The sequence below is a fragment of the Calothrix sp. CCY 0018 genome (assembly GCF_963920925.1).
GTDB lineage: Bacteria > Cyanobacteriota > Cyanobacteriia > Cyanobacteriales > Nostocaceae > Rivularia.
This window is the reverse complement of sequence record NZ_CAWUDI010000004.1, coordinates 38,865-65,817: the sequence shown is the minus strand read 5'-3', so window position 1 is coordinate 65,817 and position 26,953 is coordinate 38,865. Positions and strand designations below refer to the sequence as shown.

The following is a 26,953-nucleotide window of genomic DNA, read 5'->3' as shown; positions in this document are numbered from 1 at the left end:
TAAACACAATTATCATCTAAAATATTTTTGGTTTTGGGTGTAACTTGGTCATTAACGAGCGAAAACGACCTATACATTGCAACCCTTTGTCTATCCAGGTAAAGGAAAGTTATGAAGTCAATTTGACAAGAAACTATAAGAGGAAACAACAGTGAGACTAGCAGTTTACGGAAAAGGCGGAATCGGTAAATCCACAACGAGTTGTAATATTTCCGTTGCCTTAGCCAAGCGCGGTAAAAAAGTTCTACAAATTGGTTGTGACCCCAAACACGATAGTACTTTCACTTTGACAGGATTTTTGATTCCGACAATTATTGATACCTTGCAAGAAAAAGATTTTCATTACGAAGATATTTGGCCCGAAGACGTTATTTACAAAGGTTATGGCGGAGTTGATTGTGTAGAAGCAGGGGGACCACCCGCAGGAGCCGGATGTGGCGGTTACGTTGTTGGAGAAACCGTAAAACTACTCAAGGAACTCAATGCTTTTGATGAGTATGATGTAATATTGTTCGACGTTCTAGGTGACGTTGTTTGTGGTGGTTTTGCCGCACCGCTTAACTATGCCGATTATTGTCTAATCGTTACTGACAATGGCTTTGACGCATTATTCGCGGCTAACCGTATTGCCGCTTCTGTAAGAGAAAAAGCCCGGACTCACCCACTGAGACTGGCAGGTTTGATTGGCAACCGCACCTCAAAACGCGATTTAATTGAAAAATATATTGAATCCGTACCGATGCCAGTTTTAGAAGTTCTACCTTTGATAGAAGATATCCGTGTTTCCCGCGTTAAAGGTAAGACTTTATTTGAAATGGCGGAGACAGAACCTTCCTTAAACTTCGTTTGCGACTATTATCTCAGCATTGCCGACCAGCTTTTGGCGCGTCCCGAGGGGGTAGTTCCACAGGATTCTCCAGATCGAGAACTGTTCTCATTGTTGTCAGATTTTTATCTAAATCCGAATAAACCACAGGTTGCTAATCCCGAAGAGGAACTAGACTTGATGATTGTATAAATCATTAGTTTATTTCTCAGGATGAGGAGATAGCATGGCATTCTTTTATAGTTTCACGGATTCGTTAAAGCAGAAGTGGTTGCAATTCTACGCCTCGAATCGCGACTGGATAAAATTACATATGGAGGTGGACTCGGTTTACACACCCGATGGTGGTAAACGCCCGTCTTCATACCTCATCCTGGGAGTAGCAAACGCCCTGGAACCGAAATTGGCGCAGTTAATGTTACCGTTTTCCAAGTTGAATGCTGATGCTGATACCTTGATTGAAGTACTCGATTTGCACTTCGATCCCGATACAGCCCTTGGACAACATCCCGTGCAGGCAGTAGCTGAAGAAGAAGAAGCCCCGGAGTCGGAATTCTCCGTGGATGAAAGCTCAGACGAATTTGCTGGTGTTGCTTCGCTGACTGACGATTCTGAAGAAGCAGAAAATATTCCAGATATGGATTTGGGAGATTCTCAAGACGGAATGGTAGTAGAAGAAGCTTGGGGTGGACAAGAGTTAGAAGAAAATTCGAGTAGCGCAGACAGCGGATTGGATGACATCCAAGCTGAAGGTTTGGGAGATTTATCCGATATGTCTTTGGGTGAAGAAGAATCTTCTGACGAAGAATCCGCACAAACCCCAAGTGCAGAATCTGAAGACGCATTTGGCGACATCTCTTTTGACGAGTTCAAAGATGGTGATAGCACTGGTTTCGGCGATGCGTTAACAGATGTGTGGGGCGAAGAAGCTGCACAAAAAGATCGCGAAATATTTTCAGGGGAAGATATGACAGACGGTTCTATTGACGATTCGGAAATAGCCCGTCTCTTCCCCAACAGCTAATACAAAAAGTTATGAGTTAGGAGCTAAGAGTTATGAGTTATGAGTTATGAATTTTAACTCCTAACTCCTTACTCCTCACTTCTAACTTAAAAATTAAAGGGGAGATAATAAAATGACAGTTGCTGAACCACAAGCTTTAAATTTTGAGTGTGAAACAGGTAATTACCACACTTTTTGTCCGATTAGCTGCGTAGCGTGGTTATATCAAAAAATCGAAGATAGTTTCTTTTTAGTAATTGGGACAAAGACTTGCGGTTACTTCTTGCAAAACGCAATGGGGGTAATGATTTTTGCCGAACCCCGTTATGCAATGGCGGAATTGGAAGAAGGAGATATTTCAGCACAACTCAACGATTATGAAGAGCTCAAAAGATTGTGCTTGCAAATAAAACGCGATCGCAATCCCAGCGTAATTGTCTGGATTGGCACCTGTACCACTGAAATCATCAAAATGGACTTGGAGGGTCTTGCCCCCAGATTAGAAGCTGAAATCGGCATTCCCGTGGTAGTAGCGCGGGCAAATGGCTTAGATTATGCTTTCACTCAGGGAGAAGATACCGTTTTAGCTGCAATGGCTAATCGCTGTCCCAAACAAGCACCCGCAGCAGAAAAGGATAAAGAAGAACGTAATGGTATTCAAAAGCTGCTTAATTTTGGTAAGAAGAAAGAAGAAGTAGTTGAATCCGATTCAGAATATGTAGATCATCCACCTTTAATTCTTTTTGGTTCCTTACCCGATCCAGTTGTCACTCAGTTGACTTTGGAATTGAAGAGACAAGGTATCAAGGTAACGGGTTGGCTACCAGAAAAAAGATTTACAGAACTGCCAGTAATTGAAGAAGGGTATTATGTCGCTGGTGTCAATCCCTTCCTCAGCCGCACCGCTACAACTTTAATGCGGCGACGAAAGTGTAAATTAATCGGCGCACCATTCCCGATTGGGCCAGATGGTACCCGCGCCTGGATTGAGAAAATGTGTTCGGTGTTCGGTATTACTCCCAAAGGTTTGGATGAAAGAGAAGCGCAAATTTGGGAAAACTTGGAAGACTACGTGAAGTTAATTCGCGGTAAATCCGTGTTCTTCATGGGAGATAACTTGCTGGAAATATCTTTAGCAAGATTTTTAATTCGCTGCGGAATGACAGTTCCTGAAATCGGTATTCCCTACATGGACAAACGCTATCAAGCTGCTGAATTGCAACTTCTTGAAAAAACTTGTCATGAAATGGATGTACCTTTACCAAGAATTGTTGAAAAACCAGATAACTACAATCAAATTCAGCGAATTAATCAATTAAATCCCGACTTAGTAATTACCGGAATGGCTCACGCTAATCCTTTAGAAGCGCGAGGAATAAATACCAAATGGTCGGTAGAATTTACCTTTGCTCAAATTCATGGTTTTACCAATGCACGAGATATTTTAGAATTAGTAACTCGTCCTTTGCGTCGTAATAACAGCTTGAAAGATTTGGGTTGGGATAAATTGGTGAGGGAAGAAGCGAAAATTTAAAATAAGGCTTCTTAAATTAACAAATAAAGAAACCCGGTTTTTGGGAAAAACCGGGTTTCTAAATAACTGTACATTAAAAATCTCTCTTGTGGGATGAAGAGCAGCGCATTGCTCTGGTTCCCCCCCGTTGTAGCGACTGCGGGGCATCCTTGCCCGTCTTCCAAACACTATTCAGCCGCAAAATCAACAATAACTTCCTTATCCATCGCCGACAACATCACCGATAAATCCTGAGAAACTTTGTCTATCAAATTTAAATCTTTTACCGCAGCCTCAAAAGTATTTCCTTGTAAGATTTTATTTCCAATTTCCAATACCCGATCCCAGGTAATATCGCTTTCTAAATAAGCTTTCGCTACAGTATTTAGTAAACCTACATAATTATTTCCTTCAAGTTCGGTCATCATTGTATGGGGAATATCAAATAATTTATCAAAGCAGAAATACCAAGATTTTTGCTGCTTTTCTATTACCGACTCAAACAAACTTTTAAGGTCGCTGCGGTCAACAACTGCATCACTTTCACTAGTTATAATAAACATCGGTGGTGATGGATTATTCTTTACTTTATCAAGGATTTCTTGACCCATATCTAAAAATAGTCGTAGTGCAGGAACTTCAAAGCCGTTATAGCCAAAATTACCTGGATTATCTTTATTGAACCACTCATAATAAATCGGCAGTACTTCCACGGCAAAATCTACAATTGCATTTTTACTACTTAAATAAGGAGAAAATAATATACTCTTTTCAATTTCTTGAGTAAATTCTAAAGTTAGCCAAGCAGCTAAAGTTCCACCGCTCGATAATCCTCCAACTATGACGCGATTACCTAACTTCTGGGCAATTTTTAGCCATGAAATTGCATATTTTAGATAAACTTCCCGTTCCAATGGTAGAGGAGGAGGATTATCACCATCAAAATTTCCCGCTACTCCGTGTCCTGGCTGTAAAGGAATCAGAACATTATAGCCAGCTTCATATAATGATTTTCCTAATGGTTCAAATTGATAGGGACCAGCGGTAAATCCGTGAAAGAAAAGACAAACTTTTTCAGTTGGATTGGGTTGAAAAAAGAATTTTGAAGCGCAAGATTTATTTTTAATTGGTAATGCTTGTTCTAAATTTACAGCTTGCTCAATTATGGTTGCTGTAGTGGCAGAATAATCATGCATATTTTTGATATTCGGGGCGGCAGGAATAAATTATAAATTTGTTATATTTTAAGTATCTTTCGTGACTATGTTAAATATGTCTTGAGGAGGAAGATGGTTGTAAATTTGTGTTCGGGTAATGTATAGCTATAGGAGCTATTGTTTAAATTAGTAATTCAAATTACATTTATTTTAAAAAGCGTAGTAGATGGTAGCAATTTGATGTATGAGCTTCTGCCCGTAGCTTGCTAAACTGAATCTGGCAACAGCGGTACAGAGGGTTTTAACGGGGGCTTTTTATGGCAGTAAGCGTGCAAGAAATTGGCGAATATCTAGACCAGCTTGGTTGGGACTATCGTATTGATGAAGAAGAAGACCGTATTGTTACCGGTGTAGAAGGCGATCGCGTTGAAGATTTTCTGATTGTAATTCAGCTTGATGAAGATGGAAAATTTTTCCGCATCTTTGCGCCTCAAGTGCTAAGTGGTGTAAAAGATCATCCGCATAAGGCGGCAATTTTACAAACAATGTTAGTTATTTCTTGGGAAACTAAGATGTTGCAATGGGAATATGACCCGTCTGATGGGGAAATTCGTGCGATAATTGAGTTTCCGATCGAAGATTCGACGCTTACCGAGAAACAATTTAATCGTTGCTTGAGTGGGTTAGTTCAACTTGTTGACAGTGTAGCAATACCCCGTCTTCAGCAAGTGATGGAGACTGGCGACGACCCAGGTAATGTAGAAGTAGGTGAAAGACTGTTACTGAGCATTCAAGAACAAGCTCCTGGATTGTTGGATCTTCTGGAAAAGGCAATGGAAGCAAGGAAAAAACGCGGAAGATTTCCTAGTGAATAAAATCGGATTGTCTATCATATAGCTATACTCCTTGTAGGGCAACCTCAATATAAAATTTAGTTTTCTTGGTAAGTGGTTTTATGACATCTTACGCAACCTCTTCCGCAAAAGCGGAAATGAGCGAACTCCGGCGATTAAAAGGCTTATTACCTCCAGAATTACAAAGCTGGGTTACGGTTGAAGGCACTACCGAGGTTAATCCACTCCTGGTTCGTAGTGAAGAAATTGGTAAAGATCAGGTAGAGATTCAGATTGATTTGGCTTCATGGGATGATTTGGCAATGGATCAGCGAAATCTGTTATTTTGGCATGAAGTCGCTCGGATTCAAAACGATACTATCCCTAAAGATGGTTGGGAAATGGCAGCCTTGGCAATCGGTTTAGGCGGCGCTGTAGGTGAATTGTGGGTACAAGATGGATTGCTATTAGTACTTGCATTAGCCTTGTGTGGCGTTTCTGGCTGGCGACTGTTCCAAAAGAATAGTGGCGAAAAGGTAGCTAGGGAATTAATTGAAGCTGATGAAAAAGCCATTGCTTTAGCAACCCGCTTTGGCTATAGTTTGCCTAATGCTTACAAGAGTTTGGGTAGCGCTTTAAAAACCTTAATTGAAAAATCTCCTAGCAAGCGCCAAAGGTCGAAATATGAAGCCCGACTTTCTGCACTCAAGCGCAGTGCTAATAAAGCCAAATCTAAATCTCGAAATATGGATGAAGGCGGATATTGATATTTATAAGTAGGGATGGGGATTCCTCCCCCACCCTACCGAATTAGCTTTTTAAGACTCTTTCTAGATTGTCTTGTGGTTAAAAGGATAGTTAGTTCCAATAAATAGTAATAGACTTCGAGCATATTTTTTCTTTTATTGCTCGCGAATAATATAAAGCTAAATCGGAAACATCAGCACAAAATTATTTTTTTCTTCAAAAGTATAACTAGCTACTTCCTATATTGAGAATAATGCCAAGGTTCTAATATAATTCTGCTTAAAAACTTAAACCAAAATACTTAGGCTTTATTTTTTATGTGCTAAGCGATGGAAATTTTATCCTTAGTAATTTGAACCACACTTCTATAGTTTTTTAAATAAAATACCTTGGATCTTAGTGGTTTACAGAAACTTATTTTTTTCTTGGCAATATCTTCACAAAATAGTTTTTAAAACATAAATACGGAAACATTGTAAACTTTATTGGTTGCGCTATAGTAACTCCAAGCTTGCTTTAAATAAAGGTTTATCAAATATTGCCTACGTATATTCACGGTAAGCTACAAGTATGATTCAAAGCTGACTAATCATCTTGTGAGTTTGGGGTACTACGCGGACCGATTTAAGGAATTTTTTCATCAAAGCCTGGCAATCAATAACTTGTTTAGGAGTCGGAGCAAGCACGGGTAGATCGGTAAATTGTTCGGTCGGGCTTAATGGTGTTACAGGCTGTAAGAAGACTGGTATTGCTGGATTTACCGCTGAGATTAACTGAGCAGAACGTTTTAACTCGGCAGAGTCTGTAGCCTTAGAAATAATGATTTTAACGAATACTTCAACTTGAGCTTTATAACATATTTGGAGGAAGTTTTCGTGTTCTTGCCAACGACTTTCACCACTAACACTAGGTAGCTTTAGATCCATTCCTACAGAGTCTAAGTAAGGTAGAATCATAGCGAGTTGTTCCGGGCGATGTCCCCCAGATTCTAGGTATATAGGTAAACCAGTGGTTAAACTGATTTGTGGTAGGAATTTTGATAAAAACCTGGCATGGAGTAGAGGCTCGCCTCCAGTTAAGCTAATGCTATCGTGTAAGCAAGGTATATTTTGCCGCTTAACCCATTCGATTAACATGGGTAATGACACAGGATTTGAGCAAATTTCAAAATCGCGATACCCAGGGGTTTGCTCAATTCTACAAGTGGCGGGTGCATTCCAAGTATGAGCGCTATCACAAAAGTGACAGCGCAAGTCACAAAAAGCAAAACGAATAAAAATTTGACGGGTTCCTACATTTAGCCCTTCTCCTTGAATTGCGGAAAATACTTCTATCAGGCTGGCGTTCTCATTAACAGCAGTTTTGGTAGTCATAGGATGAATGGCAAGGTATATAGGCGCTTGACGATGCAATAACGGAAGTTTTTTACACAAATTTCAATTATGAAGTCGGATTTTTGGCTTATCCTCATGTAGGAGCGTCACTTTTGATTAAAAGTCGTTGCTTTCACAAAATCTATGCGGCGCGACTTTATCGAATGACACTTACCAACTTTAGTTGACTTCCTGTTCTATTGTGAAGCGTCATGAATAATATTCGATTTCAAACTAAATTTTCAGTTAATTATTTCTTATCAGCTAATAAATAGGCTAATTTAAACGGTTCCTAGAACCCGCGTGATGTAAGTAGTAAAACATTAATATGGCAACTAAAGTTCAAGGTTTCATGGGTAACGAACCTATAGAAGTAAATTTTCCGGTCAAATCATCAGAGGGCACGGTTAGAGTACAGGTAAGCGTTCGTTTGAGCGTGCTTGAAGCTCTAGATTTTAAGCAAACTTGTGAAGAACTGATTAATACAAATCCAACTCCCAAAAAAATTATTATTGATTTTGGGCAGACTACTTTTATGGATAGTAGTGGTTTGGGTGCTTTAGTTAGTAATTTCAAGAATGCTCGAGAAAAAGAGATTGAATTAGTACTGCAAAATGTTACTCCTCAAGTGATGGCGGTACTGAACCTTACAGGTTTGGTTGATGTCTTTACAATTAAAGCAGGAGAACTTACAGAGCCGCAAAATCCAACAAGACAGGAAGAGCAACTGCCTGAGACTCATCCTTCTGTACGCTCTTGGACAAAACGATTTATTGATATTGTAGGTGCCTTAGTTGGTTTGGTAATTACAGTAATACTATCTGTTCCGATTATTATTGCTATTACAATAAACGATCCAGGCCCTATTTTTTTTGGTCAAATTCGTTGTGGCTGGATGGGTAAGCGTTTTCGGATGTGGAAATTCCGCTCGATGTGTGTAGATGCAGAAGCGAAAAAAGCCGAGCTGCAAAAGCTTAATCAAGTTCAAGGTGCATTTTTCAAAATAGACAAAGATCCTAGAGTAACAAAAGTGGGTAGCTTTCTACGCCGTACTAGTTTAGATGAATTACCACAATTTTGGAATGTTCTTAAAGGAGAAATGAGTTTAGTCGGTACTAGGCCACCCACACCCGACGAAGTTGAATGCTATGAAGTACCTGAATGGGAACGTTTAGATGTTAAACCGGGTATGACTGGCGAATGGCAAGTAAACGGACGTTCTAGTATTCGCAATTTTGAGGATGTAATTCGTTTAGATTTACAATATCAAAAAAACTGGAGTTTAATGTATGATTTAAAGCTTATTTTTAAAACAATTTCAATTCTATTCAATAAAAGCAGCGGCGCTATGTAATTAACAACTTTACTTAATTTAGAGTAATTAATTAGCAAAAATTTTATTAAGAGGAGGTATGAAGGGGATTTTTCCATTTCATTCCTCTTTTTGTTTTGTTGTAGAGATAATTTTTAGTTTTTGCATTGTTAAATATGGGGAATGGGCAATAGGGAATAGAAATAGTACTCCACTACATTAATTCTGCGGCGTATATTGCAAAAACACTCAGGCTTTTTTCTCCCCCCTCTCCCCCCTTTTCTTTCTCTTTCTTTCGGACAGACTACTAGGGGTAGATTTGCAGTAAGTAATGTTCGTTAATATACTTTTAACTTCAGAGCAGAACCTCTAATTAAACAATATTTTTTATATACGCTTGAGCTAAATAAGAACTTTGCTAATTTTGGAAGGCTCGTAATTGCAGCTTGATTACGAGATAATACTGCTGACAAAAAAAATAATATCTAAATATCAATGTTTATTAATTTTTTTGATGTTTTCACTTAAGTATCAATACGAGATTATAAAACTAAGCATTAGTTAACAAGTTACATAACCTTTACAGTATTATCCTCATACTGCATTAAATTTTACTCAATCTTCAACTAAAATAGACTGACGTTAAAAGATATTGCAAGGAAAATAAAATACAAGCGCTTTTTTAGTGCGGAACCATTTTAGAAATCAATGTTGTCTTTAAAAGAACTATTAGTACGTTCTTAGATTTTTTGCTATGCGAATTTTAATTTACTCATACAATTACCATCCAGAACCAATCGGTATTGCTCCCTTGATGACTGAATTGGCAGAGGGCTTAGTTAAGCGAGGTCATCAAGTACGGGTGGTAACAGCTATGCCCAACTATCCGGAGCGTAAAATTTATCAAGACTATCGAGGCAAGTTTTATTTAACAGAGTATAAAAATGGTGTAAAAATTCAAAGAAGCTATGTTTGGATTCGTCCCCAGCCCAATCTGCTCGATCGGGTAATGTTGGATGCTAGTTTTGTGGTAACTAGCTTTATGCCCGCTCTTTTCGGGTGGCGGCCCGATGTAATTCTTTCTACATCACCATCTTTACCAGTTTGTCTACCAACTACCCTTTTAGGATGGCTGCATAGATGTCCGGTAATTTTAAATCTACAAGATATACTACCAGACGCTGCGGTTCATGTTGGTTTACTAAAAAACAAATCCCTAATTCGGATATTTTCAATTTTAGAAAAATTTGCTTATCGCTCTGCCGATAAAATTAGCGTTATCGCTGATGGATTTGTAGATAATTTGGTGTCTAAAAATGTAGCACCGGATAAAATAGTGCAAATTCCTAACTGGGTAGATGTGAATTTTATTCGTCCGATGCCAAAAGAAAATAATGCTTTTCGCGCTGAACATAATTTAGTTAATAAGTTTGTAGTTTTATATTCGGGTAATATTGCTCTGACTCAAGGTTTAGAAACTGTTGTTAAAGCTGCCTCATTATTACGCGATATTCAAGATATAGCTTTTGTAATTGTTGGCGAAGCTTCTGGATTGCAGCGACTTCAGGAAGAATGCAATCAATGTGGTGCAGATAATGTATTGCTTCTGCCTTTCCAGCCACGAGAACGTTTACCAGAAATGCTGGCTGCTGCTGATGTTGGATTGGTGGTACAGAAAAAAAATGTGATTTCCTTCAATATGCCGTCAAAAATTCAAGTCTTACTTGCTAGCGGTAGCGCAATAATCGCATCGGTTCCCGATAGCGGAACTGCTGCAAGGGCGATTCGACAAAGCGGTGGTGGGGTTCTCGTTCCTCCAGAAGAACCATCAGATTTGGCTTATGCTGTTTTGGAGTTATACAAGCATCCAGAGAAAGTTAAAACTTTAGGTTACAACAGTCGTAAATATGCTGTTGAGCAATATGCTTTCGAGCAAGCTTTGAATAATTATGAGTCTTTGTTTGAGTCTGTGAAAGAAAATAGCTCAACAATTGACACTAGGGTTGTATCTAAGCAGGAAGTATAATTGACTTTTTTTTGAATATTTTCTAGTGTGGAGATAAAATTTTGCAATTCATATCCGCCTTATAATAATTGCCCAACCCCAGTTTTAACAACTGGGGTTAATTTTTTGTAAAACTTTGTAATTTTGTAATTTTTTGAAAAAGCCTAAAATGAAAAGTTCGTTACAATAATATTATGACCTTTTAACTGTAATTATTCTTTAACCAGCAATTATGTTGGGATGCGTTCACGGCGTATTAACTTATTTATCACAAAACGTTCCGCCTTCTTCGGGTAAAGCATATTCTCAGAGTCGAACAAACGGCTGCCTCTAATGGCTGCTGTTGATAATTTAGACCCGCAAAAAGCCGCAACCGCCGGTCTGATGCACGACTTGGCCGCGGGTTTTAAGCCCCAACTAATGAATGCGTATGGTACGAGAAGAGGGATTAATATTAGACGAAATATTGTCCGCAAATCCCCATCTTTTGCACGCAGATGTCAGTGCTATTGTAGGCTTAGATACATTTGGTGTGTCAGATATACAAGTGTTAAATGCCATAGCTTGTCACACTTTAGGTAGACCCGATATGAGTCCGCTATCTTGTATCGTATTTTTAGCCGATAGCATAGAACCGGGAAGAGGCAATACAGCTTCTTTACAAGTATTAAGACAAATTAGTCAAGAGAATATTGATAAAGCGGTATATTTGACTTGTGATTACACTTTGAAAAAATTACTGGATAGTCCTCGCTTGATTCATCCGCGATTAATTGCGACCAGAAATAGGTTTTTAATTAAGTGTAAATACGGTGGCAAATCATGAGTTATTTAGGTTGTGAATATCTGTTTTTTGCTAGTATTTAAGAAACCAATTGATTAATATTTGCAATTAACCGTCGCAGTTGCCGCCCGCTAACTCCAGAAAAATCCGAAAACCTCACCCACATTTATCAGAGCAAGGTTTAATGTCCGATCATTTCCAAGCCGATTTGCAGTCCGAATTTGTTGCTGTTACTAACCGCAGAATTGATTCTCAACAGCTTGATGCTGACGATTTGAGCGCAAAAGAACTAGCTGAAACCATTGCCCTATCAGGGCTAGACCGTAAAGCAGGCGATATGTTGCTGCTTCGCGTTACGGATGTATCTTACCTCGCCGATTATTTTGTCATGATGAGTGGTTATTCTAACGTGCAGGTAAGGGCGATCGCCAACACCATAGAACAAGAAGTAGAAGAGAAGTGCGATCGCAAGCCCTTGCGAACGGAAGGCAAAGCCGAAGCAAGTTGGGTACTGTTAGATTACGGTGAAGTCATCGTTCACGTTATGATGCCCTCGGAGAGAGAATATTACGATCTAGAAGCGTTCTGGGGTCATGCCGAACGTGTAGATTTTCAGCCATCCGGAAAGGGTAGGGGTGAACCAATATGATTGATTATGAGGTATCAAGTTGTCCTGTTCCTACCGAACAGCAACCGTTGAACGAGTACGAACAGTTAAAAAAATCGTGGCTATTTCGCGATTGTAGCCTTTCAATGCGCTCTTATCTAACCAGAATCGCGTGGACGTGGGGTTTATCGTGGTTGGTAGCCGGGCCTATCGCTTACTCAAGTTTCCCCCCACATAAATATGCTGCTCAGTTCGTCTTATGTGGGGCCGCAGGAGCAAGTGTAGGAGTAGTTTTACTGGTATTGCGTTTGTACTTGGGTTGGTCTTACGTGCGCGGTAGACTGGCAAGTGCAGTAATATTTTACGAAGAATCTGGATGGTACGACGGTCAAAACTGGATGAAACCCCAACAAGTTTTAGATCGCGATCGTTTAGTTGTCAACTACGAGATTAAACCAATTATTCAAAGGTTACAAATAACTGCATTGTGTTTAGTTATCTTGTTCGCTGCTGGTATGACAACTTGGCAATTCCTGTAAATGTTAGTTAAAAGTTATGGGTTAATAGGTAATAACTCACAAGTTGTGGCTAAGGATTGATAATGGCAAAACGAACTCAAGCACCCGCAATAGAAGTAAGATTGTTGCGCGAAGGAATTATTGAATCAAAGCATATAGTCCAAGCTGCACTGTGTGATGAACGAGGACGAGTTCTTTCTGTCGCAGGAAACGCCGAAACAGCGACATTTGCTCGTTCGGCGCTCAAGCCATTTCAAGCCTTGGCTGTAACTAGTACGGGAACTTTAGAACGCTACAACCTCAACGATAAAGATTTAGCAATTATTTGTAGTTCCCATGCCGGAAATATAGAACACGTCAGGCAGGCTTTTAATATTCTCTGGCGAGCCGATATAGATCCTAAAGCACTGCAATGTCCGGTTCCTCCCGGTAGTCGCAGCAGCCTGGAATATAACTGTTCTGGGAAACACGCTGGAATGTTAGCAGTTTGTCAGCAGTGTAATTGGCCATTGGCTAATTATTTAGAGCGCAAGCACCCAGTACAGCAATTGATATTAAATAAAGTATCGGAATTGTTACGGATGCCAGCAGCAGAATTCATCAGCGCTCACGATGATTGCGGCGTACCCACTTATTTAATGCAGCTTTGTCAAATCGCCACGCTTTACGCTCGTTTATCTTCAGGTAATAGTTTGGATATGGAGCGTATTGTCCGGGCTATGACTCATCATCCGCAAATGTTAGCAGGTGAAGGCAAATTTGACACCGAACTGATGCAGTTAACTCCAGGAGAGCTAATCAGTAAATCAGGTGCCGAAGGATTGCAGTGTATTAGCAGGCTTGGTGAGGGAATGGGTTTAGTAATAAAAGTTATGGATGGAGCCAAAAGAGCAAAATATGCCGTAGCCATTCATTTACTAACTCAACTCGGTTGGATTACCCCCAGCACTGCCGAAGCCCTTGAAGAAAAATTTATGACACTGGCTCAATACAAGCGTTTGGAAGTCGTTGGAGAATTATCAATGTTGTAGTTGACAGATAATAAACTTTGGGTTATATTAATTAAAGAACGACGCGGGATAGAGCAGCCTGGTAGCTCGTCGGGCTCATAACCCGAAGGTCAGTGGTTCAAATCCACTTCCCGCTACCAAATTAAATATAAACGAATCCCTACGATTTTTATAATTGTAGGGATTTGTTTGTAGTAAGCGATTTATCGCTTTCTTATTTCAATATTAAGGCAACACCATTAAATAAATATCAGGCATTTTAGAAATCATAGTAGCTAAATACACCAAAAGATAAGCGAAAAAAAGATAGATAAAACCTCCTTTGAAATTCCATCGCTGCATTTAGGAATTCATTTCACAAGTATCAAACGAGAAAATTATCAAAAATCGTAACTCATCAGTTCATCCTGTAATTCTTTATTCACAGGATTTTGATATACTCTGGAGAGAAAAACCATCCATCATAATTGGGTAAATTTAATCATGGTTTGGAAATTAAAGCGTCCTATTTTAGTGGGAGGAGTGGGTTTATCCTTTTCTCTGTGGATGTTAGAAAGTTGGCATGATAAAGTAATGCAGTTTGGCGAATTTAGCTTATTAAGTTTGCTAGCTGTTGGTGGTGGCTTGTGGTTAATAAAGCAAAATCGTCCCAAACGTGTCAGCGAGCAGTTGGATGAAATGGCTATTGATAGAGCCACTGTAGAAAATACCATTGCCACTAGTGCGATCGCTATAAATAAATTAGTAGAAGAAGCTGGTGATTGTAGCGAAGCCTTAGAAAAAGCAGCTTTACTACAAGAAAAAATTCCATACTTACAGAGCGAATTAGATAGAGAATCAATTAAATTAACAGTTACTGGTGGTAAATCGGTGGGTAAAACCACTTTGATTAAAGTTTTGCAGAATCAAAATCTAGCTTGTGTAGAATTTCAAGAGACATCACCTTTATTTATTCAAGGTAATTCGGATACTGCTGCTTTAGATAATGCTATCAAATCCGATTTTGTGCTGTTTCTCACCAATGGTGATTTGACAGAAACAGAATTTCAAAGTTTGGAGCAGTTAAAAGCAGAAAATCAACGGTTGATGTTGGTTTACAATAAACAAGATCAATGTTTACCAGATGAGCGTGCTAGTGTTTTACTATCTTTGAAACAGCGAATCGGTGAAAATGTTGCAGCAACAGCAGCTTCTCCCCAAGCAATCAAAGTACGCAAGCACCTTGAAGATAATTCCGTGCAAGAATGGATGGAGCAACCAGCACCGGATATTCAAGAATTAAATCAAAAGCTGGATAAAGTATTAACTCAAAGACAGCAATTGGTATGGGCAACTACGATGCGAAAAGCCAAGTTGCTCAAAAACGAAACCAAAGATTTGTTAAATGGAATTAGGAAATTACGAGCTAATCCAGTAATCGAACAATATCAGTGGATAAGCGCTGCTGCGGCATTTGCAAACCCAGTACCTGCCCTTGATATACTAGCAACTGCGGCAATTAACGCTCAAATGGTAATGGATTTGGGTAAAGTTTATCAGCAGAAGTTTTCTTTAGAGCAAGCCAAAACCGTTGCTGGTGAAATGGGAAGCTTGATGTTGAAACTCGGTTTAGTCGAACTTTCTACCAAGACAATTAGTACAGTATTAAAAAGTAACGCCGTTACCTTTGTCGCTGGTGGAGTTGTACAAGGTGTAAGTGCAGCTTATTTAACCAGAATTGCCGGTTTAGCTTTAATTGAATACTTCGAGCAGCAGGAAATTGCGGCGAATTCTGGAAGTAAATTTAATTTAGAGAAATTCGGACAAAATTTACAGCAAGTATTTGCACAAAATCAGCAAGTGGTACTTTTGCAAAGTTTTGTCAAGCAAGGAGTGAAGCGTTTGTTGCCAGAATCTGAGAAAGAAGTTGTTGCGATTGAGAATGCAGCAGTTTAATTTTTTCAGCGCAATATTGTAGAGACGTAGCACTGCTACGTCTCATTGTTTTTGTTTACCGATGTAAATTCAGCAAAATCTTCAGCAGTAATATAGCCTTGTTGAATTGCCATCTCAAAAACCTCATTAACAAAGCAATTCATTATTTTTACAACTTGAGATAAATAGAAATTACAATATTTATATTTGCCCGTACCTAAAAAAGTATATTCACAAATTACTTCGTCTTTATCTTCAATTGGATGAAATGTTAAATCTAAATCGCGACCAAAGGTTATATTAACTTTATTGCCAATAGCTAATTTAGTAATTTGTTCGTGCCATCTATCTTCCAAAGCATTAAGAATATCGTGATATAGATGTAAAATTATTTTTTCATCGCCTATTTCTATCAAAACATTGCGATTGTTGTCAAAACAAAACCGCTTGAAACCGATTTCAAAATCTGTATATTCATTTAATTCGTCTTTTGGAGCATCGTAAAGATTATCTTTGTTCAATTCTTGTAGTTGAACATTGAAATCTTGATAATTATCCATTTAGCTTGTAGCGCCTAACGCACCGCTTGTATATAATCCCGGATGGTACGTTAAACGTATCCAAAATTATCGTATCAATAAAATACAGTCGGTTTAGCACACCCTACAAAAAAAATAAACGTTAATTCAATAAATTTTCCAAAATAAACGCCCAATCTATCAAAAATAGTATTACTCTACTTATTGAGAAGAGTAAATCATCATTAGTATAAAAAACGATGGCAGCAGAACACTCCGATATTGATATTGCGCCATTTATCGATCACTCGCTACTTCACCCTACAGCTACTCAACAACAGCTTAAGCAATGGTGTCAAGAAGCAGATAAATATCATTTTGCGTCGGTTTGCATTAGCCCTATTTGGGTACGTTTAGCGGCGGAGCTTTTACATGGTAAACAGCCCAAGGTATGTACTGTAATCGGGTTTCCGACTGGTGCGACTACTTCGGCGGTGAAACTTTATGAAGCGCAAGAAGCAGCAGAAAACGGTGCAACTGAATTAGATATGGTAATGAATTTGGGTTGGTTGAAGGCTGGTAAAACTGAGGAAATTCATCGTGAAATTTCTGCGATTTGTGAAGAAACTGGACAAGTTGTCAAAGTAATTTTAGAAACTAATTTATTAACAGATATTGAGAAAAAGCTGGCAGCAGAGGTAGCGATGGATGCAGGTGCGACGTTTCTGAAAACTTGTACTGGTTGGAATGGTGGTGCAACACTAGCAGATGTCAGGCTTTTAAAGGAAGTAGCGCAAGATAGAGTTGAAATTAAAGCTTCTGGGGGTATTCACACTGTTGAGCAAGCTTTAGAATTAATATTAGCAGGTGCTACTAGGTTAGGTACTTCTAGAGGTGTTGATTTACTCCGTCAGCGGGAAGAAAGTTGAGAGTTAGGAGTTAGGAGTTAGGAGTTAATAATTAAAAGTTATCTTCTCCATCTCCTCATCGTCACTAACTACTAACCATTAACAACTAACAACTAACCACTAACAACTAACCATTAATGAGTAGAACCTACAAAGCGACTGGAATTAATTTAAAGGCTCAAGCGTTTGGCGAATCGGATCGGATTGTGACAATTTTAACGCGGGAATTTGGGTTGATTCGGGCTACTGCTCCGGGGGCACGCAAGCATTTATCTAGTCTTGGCGGTAGAAGCGGGATGTTTGTGGTCAATGAATTACTGATTGCAAAAGGACGAAGTATCGATAAAATTACCCAAGCACAAACTATCAAAACTTATCCCGGTTTGGGAGGTGATTTGGGTAAATTGGCAGCTTCTCAGTATTTAGCGGAAATAGTACTTGCTCAAGCTTTAAGCGAATATCCGCAAGATGAGTTGTTTGAGCTTTTCAACGAGCATCTAAATCGTTTGGAAAAGTTACCTAAAAACCGCAGTGTTTTAGCATATCTCGTAGATGGTATTTTTCAACTTTTAGCTTTGGCTGGTTTAAAACCTCAAGTTGAAGCTTGTTGTTTAACTGGGAATCCGGTTACGCCAGATTTTAGCAATCCTAAAGCTTTGACGGCTTTCAGTATTGACGCGGGTGGTGTGGTTTCAATATCGGCTTGGGAAAATCTGCGAACAAAAGCAGAAAAAGCAAGGAGAATTGAAGAAAACAATTTGGTAGAAGTTGCGTCTGTTGTTAAAGATAATGGCGCACTTTATTCTACTCAAAAAGAAACTTCTTCCTCCAGTGCTTACAAAACCATTGTCCATGAAGAGGAATTACCGGCTTTGCTGCGTCGTTTGAGTGCTTCGGAACTAAGTTTATTACAGCAGCTACCGCAATGGTCGATAATAGAAGAAACTGCGATCGACGAAGACTGGCTATATATTGAACGCTTGTTAAGACAATATGCTCAATACCATTTTGGTCGTTCAATTCGTTCGGCAGCTTTAATAGACTCTTTTTTTGCGATAAATCGCGGCTAATTTTAAACAATCTGTGAAGATATTTAAGTTTTTTGCGGCATTATGCCAGAAGAATGATTTTAAAAGCCAATAAGCTGGTATTTTTTGGTTAGTACCGTTATTATTTTTTATTGAATTAAATTAACCACGCTTTCTCATGTCCACCATAAAGTAGATTTAGAACTACAAACGAAATGTCAGCAGGAGACGTTTCTAAAAACGATAGAAATAACAAAACGCCGATGTCGGAAATACTTAAATCCGATATTAATAAGAATCGGGAAAAGAAAAACAAAGATCAATTATATTCCCATAAAGGCAGCAAAAAGAAGCTTGAGGAAAATTCGCAAGCTGCTGCTGTTAAATTTGCTCAGAAGTCCGATTCATCTGTAGAAAATAATCAAAAAAATCATGAAAAAAACAAAGTAAATACAAGCCAACAAGGTTTTTTACCCGTTTTAACAAATACCAATTTCCTTGCTCTGTGGGGTGGTCAGGTTTTTTGTCAGCTAGCAGATAAAGTGTATCTAGTACTGATGATTGCTTTGATTAATACTCAGTTTCAGTCTGAGGGAAGCAGTATTAGCGGTTGGGTATCGGCTTTGATGATGACTTTTACCATTCCCGCAGTCCTATTTGGTTCTTTAGCGGGGGTATTTGTCGATAGATGGATGAAAAAACAGGTGCTGGTGTCAACTAATATTTGGCGCGGTATTTTAGTTTTAGGAATTGTTCCGCTGCTTTGGTTGGCTAAGGGTTGGCAGGATATAGGTGATATTCCTGCTGGTTTCTTAATGATTTTGGCGGTAACTTTTCTGGTTTCCACCCTAACGCAGTTTTTTGCACCAGCAGAGCAAGCTGTAATTCCTCTGATAGTAAAACCGCATAACTTACTTAGTGCAAATTCGCTTTACACTACAACGATGATGGCATCAGTAATTGTCGGATTTGCCATCGGAGAACCACTTTTATCAGCCGCAGATGCTTTATGGCTGCAATTTGGGGGTAGCGGTGAATTAGGAAAAGAAATCTTAGTCGGTGGATCTTATATCGTTGCCGGATTGATTTTAATGTTGTTAACGACGAATGAAAAACCCCAGGAAAAAGAAAAAGCATCCAACCATATTTTCTCTGACTTAAAAGATGGTTTCGTGTATCTGGGAAAAAATCATCGTCTTCGCAATGCTTTGATTCAGCTGATCATCTTGTTTTCGGTTTTAGCTGCGTTAACCGTATTAGCAGTTCGGATTGCAGAAGTTATACCTTCGATTACACCCGATCAATTTGGCTTTTTACTTGCATCTGGTGGTGTTGGTATCGCCCTTGGTGCAATATTATTAGGTCAATTTGGTCAAAATTTCTCAACCTCCCGCTTAAGTTTAGCTGGATCTATGGGAATGGCTGTTTCCCTGGCTGGTTTGGCAATATTTACCCAGCAGTTATGGACTGTACTTTCTTTGATTGGTTTCTTAGGATTATCTGGTGCATTAGTCGGTATTCCGTTGCAAACTGCCATTCAAACTGAAACCCCAACCAAAATGCACGGTAAAGTATTTGGGTTGCAAAACAATTTAGTTAATATTGCTTTGACTTTACCTTTAGCATTAGCAGGTATTGCAGAAACATTTTTTGGATTGCAGACTGTTTTCTTAACATTAGCTGCTATTGTGTTTTTTGCTGGTATATTAACCAGGTATAAATCAGCCTAATATCGATGGTTGAAAAGTCATTATCAAGTTTGTTAAAGGGAACGGGGAATAGGGAACAGTAAAAAGTGTAATATAAACAAAAATGCTAATTCAATAGCACATTTTCTATGAAGGAATTTTTGCCCTACAAGCTTTTTAATCGGATATTCAGCATCAAAGGTTGATTGTATCATTATTATTAATTAGCTTGACATTATAGCTATCTTTACAGAAAGCTTTGAATGCCGTGGTAAGATTACATGAGCAATAAGAAAGTGTTCTTTAATATTGAGAAGCAAATGTGCTTAGAGCAGGCGCTATACATAGAGTCTCAATTAGTTATATAAAAACGTATAGTAATTAACAGCATTACTATGACATAAACAAACTATAAACGAACTAGTTTTAAAAACGTAAAAATTTGCGTTGTAAGTAGTAAGGGTGGAGATATTATGATATCCACTAAGACAGAAAATGCAACTGCGAATTCACATCAGTTCGATTCACAGAAAAGCCGATCGAAAAAACCCTTTCCAGATTACTAATCAAGAATGCGTATAGCGTGGATTGGAAAAAAAACGCCCTTTTGTGGCAATGTTACCTATGGCAGAGAAATTACAAATGCCTTGTTAGAGCGGGGACACGAAGTAAGCTTTCTTCATTTTGCTCAAGAAGTATCCCAAGGCTCAAAGGAGTTAAGCTGTGCGGAGGTACCTTTACCTTTTATTTATAAGTCTCAGGTTTATACAATTCCTACATTTAAAGCGACAAAGGTTTTAACTAAGTCGCTGCAACGGATTAAACCAGACATCGTTCATGCTTCCCTGACTTTATCTACCTTAGATTTTTTGTTACCAGAAATTTGCGAAAAACTGAATATACCCTTAATTGCTACTTTCCATACCCCATTTGCCGGAAAAGGAGCAAAACTTATATCGGGAACTCAGCTTTTAGCGTATCAATTGTATGCACCTTTTCTTAGTAATTACAACAGCACTATCGTATTTTCGCAGCTTCAGCGAGAATTGCTAGCACGTATGGGTGTACCCGCTGAAAATATTGCCGTTATTCCTAATGGGGTAGACGTTGATAAATATTCTCCCGGTTTTTCAGCGATCAAAGCCGAATTTGAAGCCGAGCGTTTGTTTGTCTATCAAGGTAGACTAGCTACCGAAAAGAACGTTGAAGCCTTATTACGTGCCTGGAGACAGGCAGAAATGGGTTCCCAAAGTAAATTATTAATAGTTGGTGATGGCCCTTTAAGAGCCGGTTTAGAGCCATTTTACGGCCCCGAACATGGCATTAACTGGTTGGGATTCATTGCCGATGACGATCGCCGGATAGAAATATTACGGGGAGCAGATGTATTTATATTACCTTCTTTAGTGGAAGGTTTATCTTTATCTCTATTAGAAGCAATGGCTTGCGGCTTGGCTTGTTTGGCTACTGAAGTAGGTGCCGACGGGGAAGTATTGCAAGATGGTGCTGGTGTAGTGCTTGATACAAATAGAGTGCGATCGCAATTACGCACTTTATTACCATTATTCCAAGATCATCCTGAGTTGGGATTAATGTTAGGACAAAAAGCACGGCAGCGAGTACTCGAACGTTATACTCTCAGCAAGAATATAACCCAGTTGGAAAAGCTGTACGAAGAAATAGCAAGAGGAAAAAAATTGCATTTTCGTCCCCAACAAACCAAAAAAGCCGTTTGAAGTTGACCGAAAATAATGGGATACAAGCCCCGTGCTAAAGCATCGGCTTTCTGGTAAAATCGAACTAGTCGCCATAGGGCATTGGGAGACTTTAAACGGACATGGAGGGAAGGTAAGACTAATTTAATTAGCGCATCCGGGCGAAGTGTCAAGGAATCCTCGCTCTTTTAAGACGAGGAGGCATGTCAAAAACCCAACTAATTTTTAGTAGTGCGATCGATATCGCACTATATTTATTTTTTTGGGGGTTTGAGCATGAATCTTGATATAGATAAAACTAAATGGTTTCGTCGCGAATTATTGGCTTGGGGAAAACAGCACCGCAGAAAATTTCCTTGGCGCGATACAACAGATGCTTACGCGATTTTGATAGCAGAATTCATGTTGCAGAAGACTAACGCGCCCTTAGTAGCTCCTTTGTATAAAAAATTTATGGAGCAATATCTGACAGTTGAAGCCTTAGCAGAAGCAGAATTTATAGAAATAAAAAATATTTTACAGCCATTAGGACTTTCTTTTAGAGCCGAAAGACTATATAAAACAGCAAAAATATTAGTTGAAGAATATCAAGGGATAATTCCTGATACAGAAGCAGAATTAATTAAATTACCCGGAGTTGGTAAATATACAGCCCGCTCGATTTGTGCTAATGCTTTCGGGCAAAGTAAAGCAGTAATTGACACTAATGTAGCAAGGATTTTCGAGTGCTTCTTTGGTTTTGAAGGTGGGAGAGTAAAGTCGCGGTGTCCCCTACTTTGGCAAGCAGCAGAAGAAATAGCTCCTGAAAGTAATGTGGGGATATGGAATTTGACGCTGTTTGATTTTGGTGCGGGGGTTTGTACTGCAAAACATCCCCGTTGTAGTGATTGTGTTTTGCGGGAGGGTGTGAATTTGTAGCAGGAGAATGATGCTGTAATGCGATAATCTGCCGGGGAATGTAATTAAGAGTCTAATAGCGAAAGTCTATTGAAATTCACTTCTTGCACTATTCTCAACAATCGCCTTGGAATAAATTCCCAGGCTAAAACACAAAGTCTGATAAATCAGACTGGGCATGGCTTTTATTGCGTTTCAACGTACTTTGTATATCAGCCTTGAAATTTATTTAAAGGCGATTTTGAGGGCTGACTGAGAACGGTGTAATATGTTATTCAATTTACCGATCATATTTCAACCTCTCACCATTAATAAATCCGATTAGTTTTTCCTTTATAACTAACCCATTTCCCCCTAATTTATCTAAAAATCCACCCATATAGCTGACATTGTGTAAAGTATTATCCTCAACAATAGCTTTGATAATAGATTGCTCTGCATCAGTTAAATCTTGAAAAAATGACCCTTCTGGAATAATTCGGTTGTTAAAAACTAATTCAAATAAATCATCTAAACCGTAGTGCTTTTCCTCTACTTGCAAAAGAATAGGAATAACTCTTGCCATCTGCTTGTGGTTTAAATTAGTAAATAATTCTAGAATTGAAAAATAATAAAATATTGTACTTTCAAAATTATCATGTAGCCTATTCAATAAATTAGGCTTTTGTAATTTATCAATCAAAACATCTAAAGCATTATCAGACATATGCTCCCCAGCGATATAAGCAAGAGATATCGCAGCAGATAATTTAACTATATCGCGTTCATTTGATCCTAATATTTCTTCAAAAAAGGCGATTTGTACGGGTATATTTTTACTAAGATGTGCCAAACATAAAGTTATTGCTGCTTTAACTAATTCATCAGATTCACGGTGAAATTTTGCATAAAAATTGCTGCAAACCTTGGCTAAATCCTGCTTACAACATGAGAGAACACAAGCCGCAGCTATTCTTATCTCTTTTAATTCATGTTCCAGTAAATCAAGATAAACATTAACACCTTTGTATACTGCCGTATAAGTTGCCTTTACATCATTTAATTCTTCTTCCATTCGCTCTTGAAATTCAACTGTATTTCGCTTCTCTTTATTAACCTCTAAATCTTGATGAACATCACAGTAAGAACTTCCGATTGCCAAACTCGCTAATACATCCAAAATATTTACAAGTATCTCTGGTTCTGCTTCCTGTTGTAATCTTGTAATTAAAAATGGCACGGCGAAACCTGCTTTAGGAGACAAACTTCCTTGATGATAGATACAATCAAATAGATTCCATAAAGATTCAGAGCGTATATCCTCATCATCAGAAGCTAAATTACGGATAGCAAACAGCATACCCTCGTGAATGTCTGGCTCATTTATTTCATCCCAATTTATATTATTAAAATTGTCGTTCATAGCCTATTGATAAAGTTATTTGAAATTGCTAACTCTTCTAATATGGCTTTAATAATTGAATTTGTCTTTAGGATGACTGATTGTGGTGCGTTGCGCGATCGCGACAACACACCCTACAATCTAAAGACGTAGCAACTACATCCCTAAATTATTATTATTTCCCCACCCCAAACTAGTACTCTGCTGATAAATCTTCTTCAAAGTATTCACATCTCTAGCAGAAACTAGAGGCGGATTCCTAACTTGAGAAAAGTACAAAGCATCACCTTCATTTTTACTATGTCCCCAAATTCCTAAAGCATGACCTAATTCGTGTCGAGAGGCTGCTAAAAGGTATTTACCTGTTTGACTGGGACTTAATAAAATAGTAAATCTATGATCTAAACTATTATCTTTTTTATAAACTTTATAGCTAGTTAATGCAGAACGAGCGCGGGGAAGTTTTTTACCGGGAGTAAACTGTAATGGTGGAGATTTGCGAATAATTTCTATATCGGCAAGTTCTGGATTTTCAACTATTTCTAAAGGTAAATAATTATTCCATTCTTCTACTGTTTGCGAGACAGTTTGAATCCACTGTTGAGATTGATTGCTGTTATTTATATTTGGTGTTTCTAAATAAACCTTAACTGGAAATTGCGACCAAATTAAATATCCGTATTTAGTAGGTTTAATTTCATCAAAATAATCGCCGCTATTTGTTTCATCTTGCCATCTCGCCAAAGTCGATGGTAGAGGGTGAGTTTTTTGAGAAGATTCAGAAGGAACTTGAGAAATACTGTTCCCCGTTCCCTGTTCCCTATTCCCTACTTGTATATCCGCTTGGTATTGCGGTAATTTTGTCAAGTTAATATTTGTAAACACAGCAAAAGACTGCGCGTTAGTTAAGATAACGAGCAGTGCTGTGGTAATTACCAATCCTAAAGCTATTTTTAATCGTTTAAATAAGCTTAGATTTTTGATCATTCCTATTTAGGAAGCCAACCCGCGCTTAAAACTACGCTTAAGCCGAGAAAAATTACTGTTAGCGTCCATGTAACCCGATTTAAAGTGTTTTCAGCACTTTTAGTACTGCTGAAAAGTTGCGCTTGTCCACCGATTGCTCCAATTCCGTCACCTTTGGGGCTGTGTAGCATTACTAAAACAATTAAACCAATGGCAGAAAATGCCCAGATACCTTGTATAACGTTTGAAAGAGTCATGAATTTTAAGGATTAGTTGATAGTTGATAGTTGTTAGTGGTTAGTTGTTAGTGGTTTATAAACTAACTGATACCTAGCAACCTACAGTTAAACAAATTTTAACTTAATCAGGAATGGCCGCAACCGCAACCAAAAAGTAGGCATTCCCAACTCTAAGATCCCCCCAACCCCCCGCTAATTTGGGGGGCTTTGCGTAAGTCCTATTAATTCTTTTGCTTAAACTTTAACAAAAAGTCTTATTAAGTATGAATTTAGCCCGCGCAGGCGGGCTTTGTTTGGGTAGCCCCACCATAGCCAGAGTGAGGGCGATTAAGCATAAAAAACCAACCTTGATCAATTATTCTGCATCACCAAGTTCATGGGGCTGCGAGGAACTTTTACGTCATATTCTGCTGGTTTAAACAGAGATATTCCAGTCATTTCTGGTGGCTTAGGAAGCTGCAAAATCTCCAGAATACTAGGAGCAATGTCAGCTAATTTACCATCAGTTCTTAAATTAAGGTCGGTAGCGTGTCCGGCAATTTTGGCTTTCTCACCTTCTACCACAATAAAAGGAACTGGATTAGTAGTATGAGCAGTCCAAGGATTTCCTGTCTCATCCATCATGTATTCTGCATTACCGTGATCGGCTGTAATTAATGCCGTACCTCCAGCTTTGCTGATTCCTTCTAATAGTTTTCCTAAACACTTATCTACCGCTTCTAGTGCTTCGACGGTAGCTTCCATGTTTCCTGTATGCCCTACCATATCTGGATTGGCATAGTTAACTACTATCAAGGAATAAATTCTCTTTTTAATGGCTGCTAAAACTACGTCGGTGACGGCTTGGGCTGACATCTTCGGAGCTTCGTCGTAGGTAGCCACCATTGGAGAGCTTACCAATTCTCTATCTTCTCCTTCAAGTTCTTCCTCTAAACCACCGTTGAAGAAGTAGGTTACGTGAGCGTATTTTTCGGTTTCAGCAGTACGAAACTGCTTTAAACCATGTTGAGAAATTACTTCACCAAGAATATTATTCAGATTCTGGGGTGTAAATGCTACATCTACTGGTAAATCTTGTTCGTATTGCGTAAAAGTCAGAAAAGATAGCGGTTTTATTTGCTTTCTTTCAAAACCGTCAAAATCCGGTTTAACAAAAGCCTGAGTTAATTGTCTGGCTCTATCGGGACGGAAGTTGAAAAATATTACTCCGTCTCCAGCTTCTACGGCTCCGGCAGCTATTCTTACAGGAACAATAAATTCATCTGTTATCCCTTCTGCATAAGATTCTTGCACCACTTCTACAGCAGAAAGGCGATCGGCAGCAACGCTGGCGCGTTGATCGCTTCTTACGTCTTGCGTCATTACATCGTAAGCGCTTTGAATCCGATCCCAACGTTTATCTCTATCCATAGCATAGTAGCGGCCGCTAATAGTTACAATGCGTCCTACTCCAATGCGGTCTATATAATCTTGAATAAGTCCAATTGATTTAATAGCTTCACTAGGTCTAGTATCGCGTCCATCAGTGATAGCATGAATGCAAATTTCTGAGATTCCAGAAGCTCTAGCTAAATCTAATAAGCCGAATAGATGGCTCAAATGTGAATGTACGCCTCCTTCAGAGCATAATCCTACTAAGTGTAGTTTGCTTTGACGACCTCGTACTTCTTGGCAAATCTTAACTAATGCTGGGTTTTGATTAATCGAACCGTCTTCTACAGCATCAGAAATTCTTACCAATTCCTGCGGTACAACTCGCCCTGCACCAATATTCAAATGTCCTACTTCTGAGTTGCCCATCTGCCCGATGGGCAAACCTACCGCTTTCCCGGAGGTGTTTATCAACGTGTTTGGATAAACCTTCATTAAGCTATCCATTACAGGTGTTGAAGAAGCGGCAACAGCGTTTCCTTTAGTCTCCTCGCAGTAACCCCATCCATCTAATATTACTAGCACCACGGGAGAAACAGGTGCTTGTGTCATAACAAAAATACCCTTTACTTTTCGTAAT

Annotated in this window: 24 protein-coding genes and 1 tRNA gene; 18 read left to right on the top strand and 7 right to left on the bottom strand. The window is 38.8% G+C overall.

Going from position 1 to position 26,953, the window contains the following annotated elements:
* Positions 1-151: 151 nt before the first annotated feature.
* The 3 genes from bchL (at position 152) to ACM03V_RS04120 (ending at position 3,363) form a co-directional block, all read left to right on the top strand.
* Positions 152-1,018 carry a ferredoxin:protochlorophyllide reductase (ATP-dependent) iron-sulfur ATP-binding protein gene (gene bchL, locus ACM03V_RS04130; protein WP_414619492.1) on the top strand — a complete coding sequence of 289 codons (867 nt, stop codon included), beginning with the start codon at positions 152-154 and terminating at the stop codon, positions 1,016-1,018.
* A gap of 34 nt (positions 1,019-1,052) precedes the next feature.
* Positions 1,053-1,850 (top strand): DUF5331 domain-containing protein, encoded by a 798-nt coding sequence (locus ACM03V_RS04125; RefSeq protein ID WP_414619491.1) that lies wholly within the window; start codon positions 1,053-1,055, stop codon positions 1,848-1,850.
* 112 nt (positions 1,851-1,962) lie between these two features.
* The gene (locus ACM03V_RS04120) at positions 1,963-3,363 is read left to right on the top strand and encodes a ferredoxin:protochlorophyllide reductase (ATP-dependent) subunit N (RefSeq protein WP_414619490.1); all 1,401 of its coding nucleotides are present in this window, start codon (positions 1,963-1,965) and stop codon (positions 3,361-3,363) included.
* A 167-nt stretch (positions 3,364-3,530) separates the two neighbouring features.
* On the opposite strand, the gene ACM03V_RS04115 is transcribed toward ACM03V_RS04120, so the two are convergent.
* The gene (locus ACM03V_RS04115) at positions 3,531-4,538 is read right to left on the bottom strand and encodes an alpha/beta hydrolase (protein WP_414619489.1); all 1,008 of its coding nucleotides are present in this window, start codon (positions 4,536-4,538) and stop codon (positions 3,531-3,533) included.
* A gap of 278 nt (positions 4,539-4,816) precedes the next feature.
* Between ACM03V_RS04115 and ACM03V_RS04110 the strand changes: the two genes are divergently transcribed.
* On the top strand, positions 4,817-5,374 hold the full coding sequence (locus ACM03V_RS04110) for a hypothetical protein (protein ID WP_414619488.1): 558 nt from the start codon (positions 4,817-4,819) through the stop codon (positions 5,372-5,374).
* Between the two features lie 80 nt (positions 5,375-5,454).
* Positions 5,455-6,099 carry a DUF3318 domain-containing protein gene (locus ACM03V_RS04105; protein ID WP_414619487.1) on the top strand — a complete coding sequence of 215 codons (645 nt, stop codon included), beginning with the start codon at positions 5,455-5,457 and terminating at the stop codon, positions 6,097-6,099.
* Positions 6,100-6,654: 555 nt separating this feature from the next.
* On the opposite strand, the gene ACM03V_RS04100 is transcribed toward ACM03V_RS04105, so the two are convergent.
* A complete protein-coding gene (locus ACM03V_RS04100; RefSeq protein WP_414619486.1) occupies positions 6,655-7,452 on the bottom strand; it encodes a 7-carboxy-7-deazaguanine synthase QueE in 798 nt (265 codons plus the stop codon).
* A gap of 328 nt (positions 7,453-7,780) precedes the next feature.
* Here ACM03V_RS04100 and ACM03V_RS04095 point away from each other — a divergent pair, with 328 nt between their 5' ends.
* The 8 genes from ACM03V_RS04095 to ACM03V_RS04060 all read left to right on the top strand — a co-directional run bounded on the left by ACM03V_RS04095 (position 7,781) and on the right by ACM03V_RS04060 (position 15,623).
* On the top strand, positions 7,781-8,806 hold the full coding sequence (locus ACM03V_RS04095; RefSeq protein WP_414619485.1) for an anti-sigma factor antagonist: 1,026 nt from the start codon (positions 7,781-7,783) through the stop codon (positions 8,804-8,806).
* A 712-nt stretch (positions 8,807-9,518) separates the two neighbouring features.
* The gene (locus ACM03V_RS04090; protein WP_414619484.1) at positions 9,519-10,790 is read left to right on the top strand and encodes a glycosyltransferase family 4 protein; all 1,272 of its coding nucleotides are present in this window, start codon (positions 9,519-9,521) and stop codon (positions 10,788-10,790) included.
* Between the two features lie 409 nt (positions 10,791-11,199).
* The gene (yqeK, locus tag ACM03V_RS04085) at positions 11,200-11,595 is read left to right on the top strand and encodes a bis(5'-nucleosyl)-tetraphosphatase (symmetrical) YqeK (protein ID WP_414619483.1); all 396 of its coding nucleotides are present in this window, start codon (positions 11,200-11,202) and stop codon (positions 11,593-11,595) included.
* A gap of 142 nt (positions 11,596-11,737) precedes the next feature.
* Positions 11,738-12,202, top strand: a complete 465-nt coding sequence (gene rsfS, locus ACM03V_RS04080; protein ID WP_414619482.1) for a ribosome silencing factor — start codon at positions 11,738-11,740, stop codon at positions 12,200-12,202.
* The gene (locus ACM03V_RS04075; RefSeq protein ID WP_414619481.1) at positions 12,199-12,699 is read left to right on the top strand and encodes a CGLD27 family protein; all 501 of its coding nucleotides are present in this window, start codon (positions 12,199-12,201) and stop codon (positions 12,697-12,699) included. Before rsfS ends, ACM03V_RS04075 begins: the two co-directional genes overlap by 4 nt.
* Before the next feature lie 56 nt (positions 12,700-12,755).
* Positions 12,756-13,709, top strand: coding sequence for an asparaginase (locus ACM03V_RS04070; RefSeq protein ID WP_414619480.1), 954 nt, complete (start codon positions 12,756-12,758; stop codon positions 13,707-13,709).
* 42 nt (positions 13,710-13,751) lie between these two features.
* Positions 13,752-13,828, top strand: a tRNA-Met gene (locus tag ACM03V_RS04065).
* A gap of 343 nt (positions 13,829-14,171) precedes the next feature.
* On the top strand, positions 14,172-15,623 hold the full coding sequence (locus ACM03V_RS04060; protein ID WP_414619479.1) for a YcjF family protein: 1,452 nt from the start codon (positions 14,172-14,174) through the stop codon (positions 15,621-15,623).
* Between the two features lie 35 nt (positions 15,624-15,658).
* Here the strand turns inward: ACM03V_RS04060 and ACM03V_RS04055 are convergent, their stop codons facing one another.
* Entirely contained in the window at positions 15,659-16,162 is a 504-nt protein-coding gene (locus tag ACM03V_RS04055) for a hypothetical protein (RefSeq protein WP_414619478.1), read from the bottom strand.
* A gap of 218 nt (positions 16,163-16,380) precedes the next feature.
* Between ACM03V_RS04055 and deoC the strand changes: the two genes are divergently transcribed.
* The 5 genes from deoC (at position 16,381) to ACM03V_RS04030 (ending at position 22,377) form a co-directional block, all read left to right on the top strand.
* Positions 16,381-17,049 (top strand): deoxyribose-phosphate aldolase, encoded by a 669-nt coding sequence (gene deoC, locus ACM03V_RS04050; protein ID WP_414619477.1) that lies wholly within the window; start codon positions 16,381-16,383, stop codon positions 17,047-17,049.
* A gap of 116 nt (positions 17,050-17,165) precedes the next feature.
* Complete coding sequence (gene recO / locus ACM03V_RS04045; RefSeq protein WP_414619476.1) at positions 17,166-18,098, top strand: DNA repair protein RecO; 933 nt, start codon at positions 17,166-17,168, stop codon at positions 18,096-18,098.
* A 173-nt stretch (positions 18,099-18,271) separates the two neighbouring features.
* Complete coding sequence (locus ACM03V_RS04040; RefSeq protein ID WP_414619475.1) at positions 18,272-19,786, top strand: MFS transporter; 1,515 nt, start codon at positions 18,272-18,274, stop codon at positions 19,784-19,786.
* 530 nt (positions 19,787-20,316) lie between these two features.
* Positions 20,317-21,480, top strand: coding sequence for a glycosyltransferase family 4 protein (locus ACM03V_RS04035; protein ID WP_414619474.1), 1,164 nt, complete (start codon positions 20,317-20,319; stop codon positions 21,478-21,480).
* A gap of 255 nt (positions 21,481-21,735) precedes the next feature.
* Positions 21,736-22,377, top strand: coding sequence for an A/G-specific adenine glycosylase (locus ACM03V_RS04030; protein ID WP_414619473.1), 642 nt, complete (start codon positions 21,736-21,738; stop codon positions 22,375-22,377).
* A 259-nt stretch (positions 22,378-22,636) separates the two neighbouring features.
* Here ACM03V_RS04030 and ACM03V_RS04025 read toward each other — a convergent pair whose 3' ends face one another.
* From ACM03V_RS04025 to gpmI, 4 genes are all read right to left on the bottom strand, one after another.
* On the bottom strand, positions 22,637-23,758 hold the full coding sequence (locus ACM03V_RS04025; protein WP_414619472.1) for a hypothetical protein: 1,122 nt from the start codon (positions 23,756-23,758) through the stop codon (positions 22,637-22,639).
* Positions 23,759-23,893: 135 nt separating this feature from the next.
* Positions 23,894-24,724: a peptidase gene (locus ACM03V_RS04020; RefSeq protein WP_414619471.1), complete on the bottom strand. Its 831-nt coding sequence runs from the start codon at positions 24,722-24,724 to the stop codon at positions 23,894-23,896.
* Between the two features lie 2 nt (positions 24,725-24,726).
* A complete protein-coding gene (gene secG, locus ACM03V_RS04015) occupies positions 24,727-24,960 on the bottom strand; it encodes a preprotein translocase subunit SecG (protein ID WP_414619470.1) in 234 nt (77 codons plus the stop codon).
* Between the two features lie 333 nt (positions 24,961-25,293).
* A complete protein-coding gene (gene gpmI / locus ACM03V_RS04010) occupies positions 25,294-26,925 on the bottom strand; it encodes a 2,3-bisphosphoglycerate-independent phosphoglycerate mutase (RefSeq protein WP_414619469.1) in 1,632 nt (543 codons plus the stop codon).
* Between the last annotated feature and the right edge of the window lie 28 nt (positions 26,926-26,953).

What these genes read in the sequence shown, in the direction of transcription:
- ACM03V_RS04125 (WP_414619491.1), top strand. Translation starts at nt 1,053, where the DNA reads ATGGCATTCTTTTATAGTTTCACGGATTCGTTAAAGCAGAAGTGGTTG.
- ACM03V_RS04120 (WP_414619490.1), top strand. Translation starts at nt 1,963, where the DNA reads ATGACAGTTGCTGAACCACAAGCTTTAAATTTTGAGTGTGAAACAGGT.
- ACM03V_RS04115 (WP_414619489.1), bottom strand. Translation starts at nt 4,538, where the DNA reads ATGCATGATTATTCTGCCACTACAGCAACCATAATTGAGCAAGCTGTA.
- ACM03V_RS04110 (WP_414619488.1), top strand. Translation starts at nt 4,817, where the DNA reads ATGGCAGTAAGCGTGCAAGAAATTGGCGAATATCTAGACCAGCTTGGT.
- ACM03V_RS04105 (WP_414619487.1), top strand. Translation starts at nt 5,455, where the DNA reads ATGACATCTTACGCAACCTCTTCCGCAAAAGCGGAAATGAGCGAACTC.
- ACM03V_RS04100 (WP_414619486.1), bottom strand. Translation starts at nt 7,452, where the DNA reads ATGACTACCAAAACTGCTGTTAATGAGAACGCCAGCCTGATAGAAGTA.
- ACM03V_RS04095 (WP_414619485.1), top strand. Translation starts at nt 7,781, where the DNA reads ATGGCAACTAAAGTTCAAGGTTTCATGGGTAACGAACCTATAGAAGTA.
- ACM03V_RS04090 (WP_414619484.1), top strand. Translation starts at nt 9,519, where the DNA reads ATGCGAATTTTAATTTACTCATACAATTACCATCCAGAACCAATCGGT.
- yqeK (WP_414619483.1), top strand. Translation starts at nt 11,200, where the DNA reads ATGGTACGAGAAGAGGGATTAATATTAGACGAAATATTGTCCGCAAAT.
- rsfS (WP_414619482.1), top strand. Translation starts at nt 11,738, where the DNA reads ATGTCCGATCATTTCCAAGCCGATTTGCAGTCCGAATTTGTTGCTGTT.
- ACM03V_RS04075 (WP_414619481.1), top strand. Translation starts at nt 12,199, where the DNA reads ATGATTGATTATGAGGTATCAAGTTGTCCTGTTCCTACCGAACAGCAA.
- ACM03V_RS04060 (WP_414619479.1), top strand. Translation starts at nt 14,172, where the DNA reads ATGGTTTGGAAATTAAAGCGTCCTATTTTAGTGGGAGGAGTGGGTTTA.
- ACM03V_RS04055 (WP_414619478.1), bottom strand. Translation starts at nt 16,162, where the DNA reads ATGGATAATTATCAAGATTTCAATGTTCAACTACAAGAATTGAACAAA.
- deoC (WP_414619477.1), top strand. Translation starts at nt 16,381, where the DNA reads ATGGCAGCAGAACACTCCGATATTGATATTGCGCCATTTATCGATCAC.
- recO (WP_414619476.1), top strand. Translation starts at nt 17,166, where the DNA reads ATGAGTAGAACCTACAAAGCGACTGGAATTAATTTAAAGGCTCAAGCG.
- ACM03V_RS04040 (WP_414619475.1), top strand. Translation starts at nt 18,272, where the DNA reads ATGTCAGCAGGAGACGTTTCTAAAAACGATAGAAATAACAAAACGCCG.
- ACM03V_RS04035 (WP_414619474.1), top strand. Translation starts at nt 20,317, where the DNA reads ATGCGTATAGCGTGGATTGGAAAAAAAACGCCCTTTTGTGGCAATGTT.
- ACM03V_RS04030 (WP_414619473.1), top strand. Translation starts at nt 21,736, where the DNA reads ATGAATCTTGATATAGATAAAACTAAATGGTTTCGTCGCGAATTATTG.
- ACM03V_RS04025 (WP_414619472.1), bottom strand. Translation starts at nt 23,758, where the DNA reads ATGAACGACAATTTTAATAATATAAATTGGGATGAAATAAATGAGCCA.
- ACM03V_RS04020 (WP_414619471.1), bottom strand. Translation starts at nt 24,724, where the DNA reads ATGATCAAAAATCTAAGCTTATTTAAACGATTAAAAATAGCTTTAGGA.
- secG (WP_414619470.1), bottom strand. Translation starts at nt 24,960, where the DNA reads ATGACTCTTTCAAACGTTATACAAGGTATCTGGGCATTTTCTGCCATT.
- gpmI (WP_414619469.1), bottom strand. Translation starts at nt 26,925, where the DNA reads ATGACACAAGCACCTGTTTCTCCCGTGGTGCTAGTAATATTAGATGGA.